The 16,969-nt window shown below is 36.4% G+C and carries 13 protein-coding genes; 11 read left to right on the top strand and 2 right to left on the bottom strand.

Annotation, left to right across the window (positions count from 1 at the left end; translation table 11 throughout):
• Positions 1-270 precede the first annotated feature (270 nt).
• The 5 genes from OZP08_RS03035 to OZP08_RS03015 all read left to right on the top strand — a co-directional run bounded on the left by OZP08_RS03035 (position 271) and on the right by OZP08_RS03015 (position 6,540).
• A complete protein-coding gene (locus OZP08_RS03035; protein WP_281322951.1) occupies positions 271-1,242 on the top strand; it encodes a polyphosphate kinase 2 family protein in 972 nt (323 codons plus the stop codon).
• 119 nt (positions 1,243-1,361) lie between these two features.
• Complete coding sequence (locus OZP08_RS03030; RefSeq protein WP_268848284.1) at positions 1,362-3,032, top strand: SulP family inorganic anion transporter; 1,671 nt, start codon at positions 1,362-1,364, stop codon at positions 3,030-3,032.
• A gap of 541 nt (positions 3,033-3,573) precedes the next feature.
• A complete protein-coding gene (trhO, locus tag OZP08_RS03025) occupies positions 3,574-4,962 on the top strand; it encodes an oxygen-dependent tRNA uridine(34) hydroxylase TrhO (RefSeq protein ID WP_268848283.1) in 1,389 nt (462 codons plus the stop codon).
• 106 nt (positions 4,963-5,068) lie between these two features.
• Positions 5,069-6,310 carry a peptidase U32 family protein gene (locus tag OZP08_RS03020; RefSeq protein WP_281322950.1) on the top strand — a complete coding sequence of 414 codons (1,242 nt, stop codon included), beginning with the start codon at positions 5,069-5,071 and terminating at the stop codon, positions 6,308-6,310.
• On the top strand, positions 6,310-6,540 hold the full coding sequence (locus OZP08_RS03015) for a ferredoxin (RefSeq protein ID WP_268848282.1): 231 nt from the start codon (positions 6,310-6,312) through the stop codon (positions 6,538-6,540). The genes OZP08_RS03020 and OZP08_RS03015 overlap by 1 nt, the downstream gene beginning before the upstream one ends.
• A gap of 88 nt (positions 6,541-6,628) precedes the next feature.
• Here OZP08_RS03015 and OZP08_RS03010 read toward each other — a convergent pair whose 3' ends face one another.
• Positions 6,629-9,016 (bottom strand): arylsulfatase, encoded by a 2,388-nt coding sequence (locus OZP08_RS03010; protein ID WP_281322949.1) that lies wholly within the window; start codon positions 9,014-9,016, stop codon positions 6,629-6,631.
• Positions 9,017-9,609: 593 nt separating this feature from the next.
• Between OZP08_RS03010 and OZP08_RS03005 the strand changes: the two genes are divergently transcribed.
• The 6 genes from OZP08_RS03005 (at position 9,610) to OZP08_RS02980 (ending at position 16,436) form a co-directional block, all read left to right on the top strand.
• A complete protein-coding gene (locus OZP08_RS03005) occupies positions 9,610-10,983 on the top strand; it encodes a PSP1 domain-containing protein (RefSeq protein ID WP_268848279.1) in 1,374 nt (457 codons plus the stop codon).
• Positions 10,967-11,446: a gliding motility lipoprotein GldH gene (locus OZP08_RS03000; protein ID WP_268848278.1), complete on the top strand. Its 480-nt coding sequence runs from the start codon at positions 10,967-10,969 to the stop codon at positions 11,444-11,446. The genes OZP08_RS03005 and OZP08_RS03000 overlap by 17 nt, the downstream gene beginning before the upstream one ends.
• A gap of 9 nt (positions 11,447-11,455) precedes the next feature.
• Positions 11,456-13,774 carry a penicillin-binding protein 1A gene (locus OZP08_RS02995; RefSeq protein ID WP_281322948.1) on the top strand — a complete coding sequence of 773 codons (2,319 nt, stop codon included), beginning with the start codon at positions 11,456-11,458 and terminating at the stop codon, positions 13,772-13,774.
• A gap of 389 nt (positions 13,775-14,163) precedes the next feature.
• Positions 14,164-14,865, top strand: coding sequence for a CoA transferase subunit A (locus OZP08_RS02990; protein WP_268848277.1), 702 nt, complete (start codon positions 14,164-14,166; stop codon positions 14,863-14,865).
• 98 nt (positions 14,866-14,963) lie between these two features.
• Complete coding sequence (locus tag OZP08_RS02985; RefSeq protein ID WP_281322947.1) at positions 14,964-15,623, top strand: CoA transferase subunit B; 660 nt, start codon at positions 14,964-14,966, stop codon at positions 15,621-15,623.
• A 195-nt stretch (positions 15,624-15,818) separates the two neighbouring features.
• Positions 15,819-16,436 carry an outer membrane beta-barrel protein gene (locus tag OZP08_RS02980; protein WP_281322946.1) on the top strand — a complete coding sequence of 206 codons (618 nt, stop codon included), beginning with the start codon at positions 15,819-15,821 and terminating at the stop codon, positions 16,434-16,436.
• Positions 16,437-16,507: 71 nt separating this feature from the next.
• On the opposite strand, the gene OZP08_RS02975 is transcribed toward OZP08_RS02980, so the two are convergent.
• Complete coding sequence (locus OZP08_RS02975) at positions 16,508-16,918, bottom strand: BrxA/BrxB family bacilliredoxin (protein WP_268848274.1); 411 nt, start codon at positions 16,916-16,918, stop codon at positions 16,508-16,510.
• Between the last annotated feature and the right edge of the window lie 51 nt (positions 16,919-16,969).

The following is a 16,969-nucleotide window of genomic DNA, read 5'->3' as shown; positions in this document are numbered from 1 at the left end:
AGTATAAACAAAAATACTGATTTATATCAATCAGGATGAGGAAATTACAAAAAACGAATGAATAATTTACAGAAACTGACAAAAAAAGTTAATAATTTCTTTTCGTTTTAAATTAACATTAAGAATTTCATAATCATTCTTCACAAAATAAAATACGGTTTCTGTTTTTTTACTAAATTAGTTGATTGTATTCCTAAATTTTTATTAGTAGGAAAACATTAATTGTTTTTTAATCTGCATCACTTTTTACTAACATCAAATTTGAAGATTATGTCTAAATCAAATAAAAAAGAGTTGAATGAATTTGAGGAAAAACTAATTGACCTAGGTTCTTTAAGTAAAAAAGAATTGGTACAAAAGGCCAAAAAGTTCTCAAAGAAATATTGTGTTGGAGATGGAGATGGTTTTAAGCTTAAGGATTACGAAACCAAAGCCAGTTTTAATCTGGGTGAAGAAGGAAAACCATTGGTAAATCAAACATTGCAAATGGGAGTTGATGCCTTGGCCGCTATGCAAGATGTATTGTATGCTCAGGACAAGTGGTCATTATTACTCATTTTTCAGGCGATGGATGCAGCCGGTAAAGATGGTGCTATCAAACACGTCATGTCGGGCGTAAATCCACAAGGATGCCAAGTTTTCTCATTCAAAGCACCCAGTTCGGAGGATTTAGATCATGATTTTTTATGGCGATGCCAAAAGCATTTGCCAGAACGTGGGCGTATCGGAATTTTTAATCGTTCCTATTATGAAGAAGTTCTGGTGGTACGAGTGCATGAACAAATTTTAAAAAGCCAAAAATTACCCGAAAAGTTGATTACCAAAGATATTTGGGATGAGCGTTTTCAAGACATTCGAAACTTCGAAAAATACTTAAACCGAAACGGAACCATAGTCCTCAAATTTTTCCTTAACGTTTCTAAAAAAGAACAAAAAGAACGATTCATAGAGCGTGTAGATAATCCAGACAAAAACTGGAAATTTAGTGCTGCAGATGCAAAAGAACGAGGGTATTGGGATGATTATATGCATGCCTATCAGGAATTAATAGAAAATACTTCTACCAAAAAATCTCCTTGGTATGTTATTCCCGCAGATAATAAATCGTACGCTCGAATTGCAATAGCTTCAGCAATCATTACGGCATTAGAGGAAATGGATTTAGAATATCCAAAAGTGAGTAAAGAAAAAATAGCTGAGCTAAATGCTGTTAAACAAGCATTACTAGATGAGAAAGATTAGTTTTATTTAGTAATTAGCCACTAGGCATTAGCTAAAAGTGATTAGTCAATTTGAGAATTATTGAAAAAAAAACTAATTACTAATGGCTTGTGGCTAATCACTAATAACCATTTTGAATTATGGCTTCAAAACTTTTACCCTCTGTAGATTGGATTAAAGAATACAAAAGGAAAACTCTCAAAAGCGATTTTGTAGCTGGGATAACACTGGCTGCATATGGAATTCCGGTTTCTTTGGCTTATGCTACCCTTGCGGGACTACCACCTCAATACGGAATCTATGGCTATCTTATTGGTGGTCTGTTTTATGCCATATTAGGAACCAGTAGGCAACTCGCCATAGGACCAACATCGGCAATTTCCTTATTGGTTGGTACCACTATTGCTGATATGGCCAATGGCGATGTACAACGTTGGGCTGATATTGCCTCACTCACGGCTTTGGTGTTTGCAGGAATGGCAATATTGGCTTATCTCTTGCGCTTGAGTGGTATTATCAATTTTATTAGCGAGACCGTTTTGGTGGGATTCAAGGCGGGTGCAGCAATAACAATTGGTTTAACACAATTACCTAAATTGTTCGGCGTAAAAGGTGGGGGCGATAACTTTATTGATCGTATCGTCACTCTTTTCAACCAACTTCCAGACATGAATACCGCAGTTTTTATTTTTGGTATAGTTGCTATTATTATCTTAATTGTTGGAGAAAAAATGGCACCGGGACGTCCTATTGCAATTTTGATAGTCGTTTTATCTATAATACTCATTTCGACAACTCCATTGGGACATGATGGATTCAATACGGTTGGAGTTATCCCTACAGGTTTGCCTGAATTTCATTTACCTTCACTTCGGATTCGTGATGTCGATGGAGTATTGCCACTCGCCACGGCATGTTTTTTATTGTCTTATATCGAAAGTGTTTCAGCCGGAAGAACATTGGCACAAAAAAACGGATATATTATAGATCCCCGTCAGGAATTGTTGGCACTTGGAGTTGCAAATGCAGCCGTAGCATTTGGACAGGGTTACCCAGTTGCTGGTGGATTGTCGCAGTCAGCCGTAAATGATACTGCTGGTGCTAAAACTCCATTATCGCTTGTATTTGCATCAGCAACAATTGCAGTTTGTCTATTATTTTTAACAGGTTTCCTTCAGAATTTACCAACAGTGATTTTGGCATCTATTGTTCTGGTGGCCATTAGAGGGCTTTTTGACATAAAAGAACTTAAACATCTCTATAAAATAAACAAACAGGAATTTGGTGTAGCCATGATTGCACTTGTCGCGGTGCTTATTTGGGGAATATTGACAGGGGTTTTGCTTGCGGCTATGGTAACTTTATTATTGCTGATAAAAGCGGCCTCGAAACCAAATGTGGCATTCCTTGGCAGAATACCCGGAACTAAACGCTATACTGACATGGAAAGACACCCTGACAATGAAAAGATTGAAGGTGTACTGCTTGTGAGGGTTGAGTCCTCCATATTCTATTTTAATGCTGAATACATAAAAGAACAAATTTGGGAAAAAATCTATAGTGAAGCTGATTCTTTAAAAACTGTAATTTTAGATCTCAATTCCTCTCCTCATATTGATATTGCAGGGGCTCGCTTTTTAAAACATCTCTTTTTAGATTTGAAAGCCAGAAATATTTCCCTAAAAATTGCCGAAGCTCGTTCTGAAGTAAGGGACTGTCTGCGAGCTGAAAATCTTGAGGCTCTATTAGGACACATCAGTCGTTCCGTTTCAGTTGACGATTTGGTGGTTCTTGCCATTCAAAATAAATAATGATGATCTCGAAGAGATTCGCAGAGAGTTATACAAAGGTTCGCAAAGATTGAAAATAAAATTCCTTTATTTTATGGTTTTCCATGGTTGAAATCTTGGGCTATGGCTGGAAATAAAAAATGATAACCATTAATCTGTGTAAATCTGCTAGATCTGCGTGAAAAAATTGGCACGCAGATTTACGCAGATTTTTTTAGGAACACTTTTAAAAAAGCAATAATGTTGATTTTTAGCCCCGAATGTAGTGAAAATCCTTGTGGGCTGGGGTTCAGCCCGCAAGATTACTTCGTCAGTTCGCTATCGCTCGTGTGAAGTGGAAAGCGGGATCCATCTTCCTAAAAGCGCACCCGAGCGATAGCGAACAGGCGAAGCAAATGTTTCTGCTCTAAAAAATTAACCTTACTGCATTTAGGAGTCCATAAATCATAATATTCCGCCAATTCACATTTGAAAATCGTAAAAGTTCACTACTTTTGCGCCCGATTTCGAATGTATTATATTGAAATCAACATATATTTCTAAACTTAAAATCGTTTATAGCATGCAACTGTACAACACTTTAAGCGCAGAAGAAAGAGCCATCATGATCGATGATGCCGGTAAACAACGACTTACGTTGTCTTTCTATGCGTATGCCAAAATTCAAGATCCCAAAAAATTTCGCGACGATTTATTTATAGCCTGGAACGCACTTGATGCTCTAGGCAGAATTTACGTTGCCAACGAAGGAATAAATGCTCAAATGAGTATTCCTGCCGAAAATTTAGAGGCTTTTAGAGAGACTCTGGAAGTTTATGAATTCATGAGAGGCATACGTTTGAATGAGGCTGTAGAGCATGATGACCATTCATTTTTAAAATTGACTATCAAAGTGCGTCATAAAATTGTTGCTGACGGTTTGAATGACGAAACTTTTGATGTTACTGATATCGGCGTTCACTTGAAAGCCAAGGAATTCAACGAAATTCTTGATGATCCAAATACGATTGTGGTTGATTTTAGAAATCACTACGAAAGCGAAGTTGGCCATTTTAAAGGCGCCATCACTCCAGATGTAGAAACTTTCAGAGAGAGTTTACCAATAATCAACGAACAACTTCAAAACCACAAGGAAGATAAAAATCTGGTAATGTATTGCACAGGTGGAATTCGTTGCGAAAAAGCAAGTGCGTATTTTAAACACCAGGGTTTTAAAAATGTTTATCAGCTGGAAGGTGGTATCATCAATTACAAAAAACAACTTGAAGAAGAAGGTTTAGAAAGTAAATTTATTGGTAAAAACTTCGTGTTTGATAATCGTTTAGGCGAAAGAATTACTGATGATATTATTTCACAATGCCACCAATGTGGAAAACCTTGCGACAATCATACCAATTGTGAAAACGACGGATGTCATTTGTTATTTATTCAATGTGATGAATGTAAAGCTGCAATGGAAAACTGCTGCTCTACAGAATGTCTTGATATTATAAACCTGCCTTTAGTTGATCAGGTACGATTGAGAACTGGAAAACAAGTTGGAAACAAGGTTTTCAGAAAAGGAAAATCAGAAAATCTAAAATTCAAACATTCCGGTGAGCTACCAAATGCTGCTTTGGCTGCGGCTGATACCCGAGGCGAAGCCGAACGGAGCGGAGCTAAACCAAGTGATATTCGTCAAAAAATAAAAGTTAAGAAAGTACTTCTTGGAAAAGCGGAACATTATTATGTAAAAGCACAAGTGGGACTTTTTACTATCGAGAATCACGAACTGAATCGTGGTGATAAAATCTTAATCTCTGGACCAACAACTGGTAACCAAGAATTGGTCCTAGACAAAATAATCGTTGAAGGTGCTGAGATCGAAACCGCTAAGATTGGCGATAAAGTTACTTTTGAAGTTCCTTTCAGAATTAGATTATCGGATAAGGTGTATAAGATTTTGGAATAGTTTTCAGCTAATAGGAATATTTTTTTTAAATATAGACTATGATATAAATCATAGGAATCTAATCTATATCAACATTATTTTTGTCATTGGAATAATAGATTCAAAAATGACAACAAATAATAAAATCGAACTCATGGCTCCCGCTGGGAACTTTGAGTCGCTTCAGGCTGGATTAGATAATGGTGCCGATTCGGTTTACTTTGGAGTAGAACAATTGAACATGCGCGCCCGCGCAACGGTCAATTTCACCATGGATGATTTACCAGAAATAGCCCGTCGTTGCGAAATCAAAAACGTTAGAAGTTATTTAACGTTGAACACTATCATTTACGACCATGACTTATCGGTGGTAAAAACGTTGCTGAACAAAGCCAAAGAAGCTAACATCACTGCCGTGATTGCCTCAGACCAAGCCGTAATTGCAATGGCAAGAGGAATTGGGATGGAAGTTCATATTTCGACCCAGTTGAACGTTACCAACATCGAAACCATAAAATTCTATAGTCTTTTTGCTGACACTATGGTTTTGAGTCGTGAGTTGAGTTTACGCCAAGTAAAAAAAATCACGGAACAAATAGAAAAAGAGCAAATCAAGGGACCTAACGGTAATTTGGTAGAAATCGAAATCTTTGGTCACGGAGCTTTATGTATGGCGGTTTCAGGAAAATGCTATTTGAGTTTACATTCACATAATTCATCGGCAAATCGTGGTGCTTGCAAACAAAATTGCCGTAAAAAATATACTGTTATAGATCAGGAAACTGGTTTTGAAATCGAATTAGACAATGAATACATGATGTCTCCAAAAGATTTATGTACGCTTGATTTTCTAGACCAGGTGATTGATTCAGGTATTCAAGTCCTTAAAATTGAAGGTCGAGGCCGTGCTCCGGAATATGTGGGCACAGTAATCAAAACCTATCGTGAAGCGATTGATAGCTATTATGAAGGGACTTTCACCAAAGAAAAAATTGCAGTTTGGATGGAAGTGTTGAATACTGTTTACAATCGTGGTTTTTGGGCGGGTTATTATCTTGGGCAAGAATTGGGAGAGTGGAGTGATGTTTCAGGGTCGATGGCAACTCAGAAAAAAGTATATGTTGGGAAAGGAACCCATTTTTTCCCAAAAGCTGAAATAGGTCAATTTAAAATCGAAGCCTACGATATCAAAATTGGAGATAAAATATTGGTAACCGGCCCAAGCACAGGAGCACAGGAAATGGTTATTGAAGAAATGTACGTAAATGATGCCGTGGCGGAAAAAGCTACCAAAGGAGATGATTGTACTTTTAAATTGCCATTCAGAATCCGAATGTCTGACAAGTTATACAAAATAGTAGAAGCCTAATGGTCATTGTAACGCTACAAAGAGACAAATGTATTGGGTGCAATTATTGTGTAGAAATGGCACCGGTTCAATTCCAAATGTCTAAAAAAGACGGAAAATCGGTTTTGATTAAAAGCGTGAATGCCAAAGGTTTTTACACTTTGAAATCACCCGATCACAGCATAACCGAAAGTTGTGAACTGGCAGCAAAGGCCTGTCCGGTGAAAATTATTACAGTGAAGGAAACTTAGAAATTGTTTCCTTCATTTTAAAACAAAAACCTATTCCGTTTTTCAACGGAATAGGTTTTTAATTCATCTCAAAGTAAAGAATAAACTTTTATTCTTTATTAAAAGCTCTTGCTGCTTCGCGTTCCAAATCAAGATACTTTTCTTTGCCTGTATTCACAGTCACGAAAGAAATAGTTCCTCCTTCGAATTCACCTGGTGATGAATATTGTTTACTTACAGGATCGCCGCTATCATAGCCGACGCAAAGACCATCGCCTACAAGGGTAAACTTACCGGTCTGAGTTGTCATTGATCCATTTGCCATTTCTTTATCGTTTATATATAGTTTTGTAGTTCCTACAGACTCTCCATGCTCGCCATCTTTTTCTTTATTAAATTCCATACCAAAAGTGTATTTACCCGGTTTAAGTGAAGTACTTGAAACCAACTGTTGTTCCTTAATACCAAGGAAATTATAAACATAATACAATTTGTGATCTTTGATAAACAGCGTATGTCCTCCAAAACGGGAACCATGAGCAAAAATCACTCCCGATGCATTAGCATCTGTAATTTCCACATTTGTGACAATTTTAAACGATTTGCCCCTTATACTTACGGCCACGGCTTCGGGTACTGCACTAGTATGAGGATAATAACTGTAAGATTCTCTTGCTTCTTCTTCTGTTGGTCTTTCAATTAAAAAAAGTGTTTTGGCGTCACGATCATCCAATGGTAAAGCATTATTTTTCAATGCTTCTTCCATATATAATTTCTTTAATGCTTCCAATTTTTCTGGATTCTTTTTGGCCAAATCAACAAACTCTGATCGATCTACATCCGTATGGTACAATTCCCATTTGTCCTGATCAAATTTACCTTTATCACTAAGCGGGGAATGAACAGCAACAGCTTTCCAGCCATCCTGCCAAATGGCACGTGTCCCCAACATAGTGTAATACTGCACCTTTTTTTGAGTTGCGCCATCCGGTTTAGCATCAAAAGAGTACCTCATAGAAACCCCTGATAAAGGATACTGTTCTACTCCCCTGTATACTTTTGGCATTTCAACACCACAAATATCAAGAATAGTCGGAACAATATCTACCGCATGATGGTACTGATTACGAACTTCCCCTCGGGCTTTTATACCTTTGGGCCAGGTTATAGTCAACGGGCATTCAGTTCCTCCTGCATAATTAGAATACCTTTTAAACATTTTGAAAGGAGTTGACAAAGCAGCCGCCCATCCCGTTGGATAATGCTCATAGGTGTTTGGTCCTCCCAGTTCATCAATTAATTTCATATTTTCAGCTAAATCATCTGGAAAACCATTAAAAAATTTATTCTCATTAACTGAGCCATTAGGTGTCCCTTCTCCAGAAGCTCCGTTATCAGAAGCATACAGAATAACAGTATTGTCATATTGACCGGTGGCTTTCAAATGGTCAATAATTCTCCCTATCTGTACATCTGTATATTCTGAGAATGCTGCATAGACTTCGCATAAACGCGAAAATAATTTTTTCTCATCGGCACTCAATGTATTCCATGGACGAACAAAATCAGCTGTATTTTCCTGGTCTTTAGGCATCGGATTAAAATCTGTCAATTTAGTCCCTGCAGGCAGAATTCCTTTTTGAATCATACGGGGCAAAACCCATTTGCGATACGCATCATATCCATCATCAAACTTCCCTTTGTATTTTGCAATATAATCTTTAGGAGCTTGGTGAGGTGCATGATTCGCTCCCGGACAAAACCACATAAACCAAGGTTTTGATGGATTTGCCGATTTTTGATCACTAATCATTCTGATAGCCTGATCAGCCAAATCTTTTGATAAATGATAGCCTTTTTCGGGACCGTACGGTTGCTCTATAGCATGATTATCTTCAGTAAGATCAGGATACCATTGGTTCGTTTCTCCACCAATAAATCCATAAAACCGATCATAACCCTGTTGCAATGGCCATTGGCTTTTATTTCCACCCGCCGAAAGATCCGTTTCCGGAACATTATGGTCTTTCCCTAGCCAAAAAGTACTCCATCCGTTATCATTAAGAATCTGTGCCATCGTAGCAGCCTGAGGAGGCAACTGACAACTATACCCTGGAAAACCATTTGAGGCCTCTGTAATAGACCCCATTCCATTCAAATTGTGATTACGACCTGTATTGATACAAGAACGTGTTGGAGAACAAAGCGCTACAGTATGCCATTGCGTATAAGTTAAACCATCCGCGGCCAATTTATCCATAGTTGGCATATTGATTCTTCCTCCATAAGGAGACCAGGCTGCCAGTCCGGTATCGTCATAAAGAATAAAAAGAATATTTGGTGCTTCTTCGGGGGCTTTTTTGCGAATAAATGGTTTCCAATCCGCGGTGGATTCTCGAACATCTAATTTCACAACACCATTGAATGGCACTTGTCCATAGCCAGTGCAATAAAACAATACTGCCACTACAACTGAAAGTAAGCTTTTCTCATTCATAATTATTGAAATTTTAAATTAATACTTTTTAGTAAGAATAATTCTTTGAAAAGAAAGTATTAAAATTAAAAAAAAAATCAACTATTTAAAACAAAAACACCTTATTATCAATGAATTACCCATAAATAACAAAAGCATAAAATTTTAAAGACAAAAAAACTAATATCAAGCCCATTTGTCTTAAAAGGAAATCTCAACAAAATCGCTATTATTATTGAAAACAGTAAAGCAGGAAACCAAATAGACATTGAAATTAGCAGTTCGGAAATTATGACTTTAAATTATACAATCGTAAACCGATATTTAGGCTATTGTACTCCAATCCTACTGATGAAAAAGTATTATCAATTTTAGTAATACTTTAGACTATGTTTTTTAATTCGATACTTTAATAAGGTTTCAACTTCAAACTCTCAAAGTTTTTACTCACAATTATTTAAGATAAGACAAAAACCGTTTAATTTTCATTAGTATAATTTTATGAATTTTTGCCATTTTCATCCCTTGTAACATAAACTAAAAAAATACTACCTTTACAGATTAAACATATTAAGAACTTAAATTGCGTCAATCGCAATACTACATATAAAATTATGGCATGTACAAGTTGTTCAACCTCAGATGGTGGTGCACCAAAGGGTTGTAAAAATAATGGGACTTGCGGCACCGATAGCTGCAATAAATTGACGGTTTTTGATTGGCTTTCTAATATGAGTTTGCCTACTGGGGAAGCTCCTTTTGACTGTGTTGAAGTTCGTTTTAAAAATGGAAGAAAAGAATTTTACCGCAATACTGAAAAATTAACTTTAAGCATAGGGGATATTGTGGCAACAGTTGCCTCACCCGGACACGATATAGGAATTGTTACACTTACAGGAGAATTGGTAAAAATTCAAATGAAGAAAAAAGGGGTTAATTATTCAAGTAATGATGTCCCAAAAGTATATCGAAGAGCCACTCAAAAAGATATTGATATTTGGTCTGCAGCAAGAGACAAAGAGGAGCCTATGAAGGTAAGAGCTCGTGAACTTGCTATTGCCCAAAAACTGGAAATGAAAATTTCGGATATCGAATTTCAAGGAGACGGATCAAAAGCAACGTTTTACTACACAGCAAATGATAGAGTTGACTTTAGATTATTGATTAAAGATTTTGCCAAGGAATTTGGTACCAGAGTAGAGATGAAACAAGTAGGTTTCCGTCAAGAAGCAGCCCGTTTAGGAGGTATTGGATCTTGCGGAAGAGAATTGTGTTGTTCTACTTGGTTAACTGATTTTAGAAGTGTAAACACCTCGGCAGCACGTTATCAACAATTGTCTTTAAATCCACAAAAACTAGCAGGTCAATGCGGTAAGTTGAAGTGTTGTTTGAATTACGAATTGGACACTTACATGGATGCTTTAAAAGATTTTCCAGAGTTTGATACCAAATTAATTACCGAAAAAGGTGATGCCGTATGCCAAAAACAAGACATTTTCAAAGGATTAATGTGGTTTGCTTACACTAATAATTTTGCTAATTGGCATATCTTGAAAATTGATCAAGTCAAAGAAATAATTGCGGAGAACAAGCTAAAAAATAAAGTTTCTTCAATAGAGGATTATGCTATCGAAGTGGTTGTTGAACCGGAGAAAAATTTCAACAATGCGATGGGTCAGGAAAGTTTAACGCGTTTCGATCAACCAAAAAGAAAGAAAAAGCCAAACAAAAAACCTAGAGTTGCGAGTGAAAATGTGGCAGGAGCCAATAAGTCAAATGATCAAAAAAACAATCCTGTTAGCAAAGAAAATAATCCAAATAAAGAGAATAATCCTAACAAAGAGAATCCAAACAAAGGAAATCGCAATAATAGGAACAAAAATAACAATCGTAACAAATCTAATAACAACCGGTCGGCTACAAACGAGAATAAATCTGAACAACCTAGAAAACCTATAATTATTAAAAAGAATGAGAATAAAGAATAGTGTTCTACTCCTCTTAGTAACTGTACTCCTTTTTTCGTGTGATAAAAAAAGAGTTTTTGACGAGTACAAGTCTCTTGGTAGTGCTTGGAATAAAGATAGCATCGTAACATTTGATTTACCCGTTTTGGACTCAACAAAAAGGTATGATTTATTCGTAAACCTGAGAGATAACAACAATTATAAATATAATAATATCTTTCTAATTGTATCTTTGGAAAGTGCAAATGGCTACACAAAAGTAGATACTTTGGAATACCAAATGGCCAATCCAGATGGGACATTATTAGGCGACGGATTTACAGATCTAAAAGAGAGCAAACTGTATTACAAAGAGAATGTAAGGTTTAGAGGAAAATACAAAGTGCACATCAAACAAGCGGTGAGAGAAACCGGAAAAGTTCCAGGCGTTGCCCTTTTAGACGGAATCACAGAAGTAGGTTTTAGAATAGAAAAAAAAGAATAGATTACTATTATGGCTGCTAAAAAAAACAACACTCAAACAAAAAACATCGATAAAGATGTGAAATATTATGCCAAGAAATTTTGGAAGATTTACTTTTATGGATTGGGAATAATTGCTTTATTTTTCCTATTTGCTTCTTGGGGGCTTTTTGGATCCATGCCATCTTTTGAAGATTTAGAAAATCCGGATTCAAATTTGGCCACGGAGATCATCTCTTCAGACGGGGTCGTTTTGGGTAAATATTTCAAACAAAATCGTTCTGCATTAAAATACTCTGATTTACCAAAAAATTTGGTTCAAGCCTTGGTAGCTACTGAGGATGCTCGTTTTTACGAACACTCAGGAATTGACGGAAGAGGAACCCTAAGAGCCATTGCTAGTTTGGGAACAAGCGGAGGGGCAAGTACATTAACCCAACAATTGGCCAAGCAATTATTTCACGGAGAAGGATCTAAGTTTTTGCCTTTCCGAATTGTGCAAAAAATTAAAGAATGGATTATTGCCATTCGATTAGAGAGACAGTATACGAAAAACGAAATCATCGCCATGTATTGCAATGTGTATGATTTTGGGAACTACTCTGTAGGGGTTAGCTCTGCGGCAAAAACCTATTTTTCTAAAGAGCCAAAAGATTTAACTATAGATGAATCGGCTATTTTAGTGGGTATGTTCAAAAATTCAGGACTTTATAATCCAGTTAAAAATCCAGTTGGAGTAAAAAACCGTAGAAATGTGGTGCTTTCACAAATGGAAAAAGCTAATATTATTACTGAAGATCAAAAGCATCAATTACAAAGTTTGCCTATTACACTGCATTTCAAACTAGAAAGTCATAGAGAAGGAACAGCAACTTACTTTAGAGAATATTTGCGTGATTACATGAAAAAATGGGTAGAAGAAAACAAAAAACCCGACGGATCTGATTACGATATCTACAAAGACGGTCTTAAAATCTACACGACTATCGATTCAAGAATGCAAGCTTATGCAGAAGAAGCTGTTGCTGCTCATATGGCAAACATGCAGGAAGAATTTTTTGAACAGTCTAAAGACAATAAAAATGCTCCTTTTGTAAATATTACTGAAGCAGAAACGCAACGTATTTTGAATCAGGCCATGAAATCATCTGGTCGATGGGCAGCTTTGAAAGAGCAAGAGAAAAGTGATGAGGAAATCATCAAATCATTCAATGAAAAAACAAAAATGACGGTTTTCACTTGGAAAGGTGAGAGAGACACCATCATGACCCCAATGGATTCCATTCGTTATTACAAGCATTTTTTACAAGCAGGAGTAATGTCCATGGAACCACAAACGGGTAATATAAAAGTTTGGGTTGGAGGGATCAACTACAAATATTTTCAATATGATCACGTAGGACAAGGTGCTAGACAAGTAGGTTCTACCTTTAAGCCGTTTGTTTATGCTACGGCAATCGAACAATTGAACATGTCACCTTGTGATTCTATACTTGATGGACCTTTTATGATTAGAACAGGGCGTCATCATGTAACTGAAGACTGGGAACCTAGAAACTCGGATAACAAATACCGCGGAATGGTGACCTTAAAACAAGCTTTGGCTCAATCTATAAATACCATTTCGGCAAAATTAATAGACAAAGTAGGTCCTGAAGCCGTAATAGAATTAACTCATAAATTGGGAGTAAAATCAGAAATTATCAATCAGCCTTCTATTGCTTTGGGAGCGGTTGAAATAACGGTAGAAGACATGGTGGCCGCTTTTAGTACATTTGCCAACCAAGGAGTTTATACAAAGCCTCAATTTTTATCAAAAATTGAAAACAAAAGTGGTGAAGTAATCTACGAACCAATTCCAGAATCTCATGATGTTTTGAACAAAGACATCGCATTTGCGGTAATTAAATTATTAGAAGGTGTAACCGAAACTGGTTCTGGAGCTAGATTGAGAACTCAAAACGGAGGAAACGGAGACAAACGCTGGACAGGATATCCATATATGTTTACCAATGCAATAGCAGGTAAAACAGGAACTTCTCAAAATCAATCAGATGGTTGGTTTATGGGAATGGTACCTAACCTTGTAACAGGAGTTTGGGTAGGTTGTGAAGATCGTTCGGCACATTTTAAAAGCCTTACTTATGGACAAGGAGCCGCAATGGCATTACCTATCTGGGGGTATTTTATGAATAAGTGCTATGATGACAAAGCCTTGAACGTATCTAAAGAAGATTTTGAAAGACCAAAGAATCTTTCTATCAAAGTAGATTGTTACACACCAAGAGCAGCAGTAGTCAAAGATACCACCGCAACTCCAGAACAGGATACTGAAGAATTTTCATTGTAAAAGAAATGTTTCATGCCAACAATGGGTTTTTTAAAAACATTAAGGCGTGTCACCATAGGGACCAATTCACTATACCAGTGATTCGGTCCCTTTTCTTTATGGTGTCGGGCTATCCGCGCTACTTTGGTAGCTAGTTTTTATCCCTCACGCAACTCCTGCTTCTTATCCTATTTTATTTTTATAATCCCTATAAAAAAACATTATCCTAATTTAATACGCTTTTTGAATCCAAATTAATGCGATTATTTTATTAGATTTGCTTTATAAATTCGTTTTCTTCAATTGAAGTTGATTTTTTAATTCATTAAATAATGATACTTCAGAGAAAATAGAAAATTCTGTAGCTTTTAAAATTAAAACGAAATCGATATAGTTATAAAAAGATTATTATGATTAACAAAAAAGTAAATACCGTTCAAGAAGCATTACAAGGAATAGAAGACGGGATGACCCTTATGCTTGGTGGATTTGGATTGTGTGGCATACCCGAAAATGCTATTGCCGAATTGGTCCAAAAAGAAACCACAAATTTAACTTGCATCTCAAACAATGCTGGAGTTGATGATTTTGGTCTAGGTTTGTTATTGCAAAAAAAGCAAATTAAAAAAATGATTTCTTCCTACGTGGGTGAAAATGCAGAATTCGAGCGTCAAATGCTTTCTGGGGAACTTGAGGTAGATCTTATTCCACAAGGAACTTTGGCAGAAAGATGTCGAGCGGCACAAGCAGGAATTCCAGCTTTTTTCACACCTGCAGGTTATGGAACCGAAGTGGCTGAAGGCAAAGAAGTTCGTGAATTTAATGGTAAAATGCACATTATGGAACACGCTTTCAAAGCCGATTTTGCCATTGTAAAAGCTTGGAAAGGAGATACTGCAGGAAATCTTATTTTCAAAGGAACAGCCAGAAACTTCAACCCATGTATGTGTGGTGCTGCCAAAGTTACCATAGCCGAAGTAGAAGAATTGGTCGAGGCAGGTACCTTAGATCCTAATCAAATTCATATTTCCGGGATTTTAGTACAACGTATCTTCCAAGGGGAACGATATGAGAAAAGAATCGAACAACGCACTACCAGAAAAAGAGAGTAGAAGTTAAGTATCAAAAATAGAGTAAAGAGAATAGAATGAGGAAAATCTAAAAAAGAGTAGATTACTTTTTTCTTTTTTTAAATTTATACATAAGAGACATGGCATTAGATAAAATAGGAATCGCAAAACGAATTGCGAAAGAATTGAAAGATCGTTATTTCGTCAATTTAGGCATCGGAATACCTACTTTGGTGGCCAACTATATCCCTAAAGGAATTGACGTCGAATTTCAAAGCGAAAATGGTGTTCTGGGCATGGGACCTTTCCCTTTCGAAGGTGATGAAGATGCAGATATTATTAATGCGGGAAAGCAAACCATAACAACTTTACCGGGAGCTTCTTTTTTTGATTCCGCAACTAGTTTTGGAATGATTCGTGGGCAGCATGTAGATCTAACGATCCTTGGTGCTATGGAAGTTTCAGAAAATGGAGATATTGCCAACTGGAAGATTCCTGGAAAAATGGTTAAAGGAATGGGAGGTGCGATGGATCTTGTAGCTTCGGCCGAGAATATTATAGTGGCGATGATGCATGTTAATAAAGCCGGAGAATCAAAAATATTAAAAAAATGTACTTTACCATTAACAGGTGTGGGTTGCGTTAAAAAAGTAGTGACTGAATTGGCAGTACTAGAAATTACTCCAAAAGGGTTTAAACTACTGGAACGTGCTCCAGGAGTAAGTGTAGAACATATTATTGCATCTACAGAAGCCAACTTAATAATTGAAGGTGAAATTCCAGAAATGGAAATTAACTAATACTGCATTTGTCAGCAAAAAAAAGCAACTCAATGGAGTTGCTTTTTTTTGCCCCGAATTTAAAAAATTGACATTCTTACAAAATGTTTTTGTTGTTGTATAAACGACTGTAAACCAAACCCTGTTTAACAAATATTTTGTAATATTTTTAAATTTTTTATTATATTTGTTAGAAACAACTAAATAGAAAAAATTATGAAAAAGTACAGTTTATTAGTAATCGCATTTTTATTTTCAGTAGGTATGATGGCTCAAGATAGAGGATCAGTTGTACTAGACCTTCACGGAAGCTACACTTTTTCTAACAACGTAAATTTTGATTACGGGCATTTAAAAATAGGGGATGGTTTTACATATGGTGCTGGATTTGAATTTTTCCCACAAAAAAACTCGTCTATAGAGCTTAAATATTTAAGATTAGATACTTCTATGGATATTGATGTCCCTAATAATATAGCTGGATACAATGATAAAAATGGTAACGGGGCATTCAATTATATCTTAATAGGTGGTAATCATTATTTTGATAGCGGAAGCAATGCAGTTCCTTATTTAGGAGGTGGACTTGGTATGGCTATTACTGAGGGACCATATGGAGGAAGCGACACTAATTTTGCATGGGAACTCAAAGGGGGGGTTAAAATCAAAACGCACTCTAGTGTTTCTGTAAGCCTTCAAGCAAATCTTATTTCGACTTGGGCTGCTGCAGGTACAGATACCTATTGGGGTTACTGGGGACCTTATGCCGTACAGGATTATGCAGTTTCTTATCAATTTGGTTTAGGTGCCGTAATTGGATTTAATTTGAAATAAGAAAAAATAAGATTAAAATCAAAAAACCATCCTTTTCGGGATGGTTTTTTGATTTTAATCTGTTTTAAAGCTTAGCAATACTCGTTGAAAGCATCTTTTAAGTTCTCAGCTATTGTTTCAGCTGGACGTCCTTCAATGTGGTGACGTTCTAACATGTGAACTAACTCACCGTCTTTGAATAAAGCAATACTTGGTGAAGAAGGAGGAAAAGGAAACATAAATCCTCTTGCAGCTTCAACCGCTTCTCTGTCTACTCCTGCAAAAACAGTTACTAGATTTGAAGGTTTCTTAGCATTATCCAAACTCATTTTTGCTCCTGGACGTGCATTTCTAGCAGCACAACCACAAACAGAGTTTACTACTACAAGTGTTGTTCCTGCTGATTTTATTGCATTTTCTACAGCCTCTACAGTATGTAAATCTTGAAAACCTGCAGTTGTTAATTCAGCCTGCATAGGTTTTACCATTTCTTCTGGATACATATTTTTTATTTTAAGTTTAACTTTTGAGCTGCAAAGTTACAAAGTTTAGTT

It is taken from the genome of Flavobacterium aestivum (assembly GCF_026870175.2).
GTDB classification, from domain to species: Bacteria; Bacteroidota; Bacteroidia; order Flavobacteriales; family Flavobacteriaceae; genus Flavobacterium; species Flavobacterium aestivum.
This window is presented reverse-complemented; position numbering and strand designations above follow the sequence as displayed.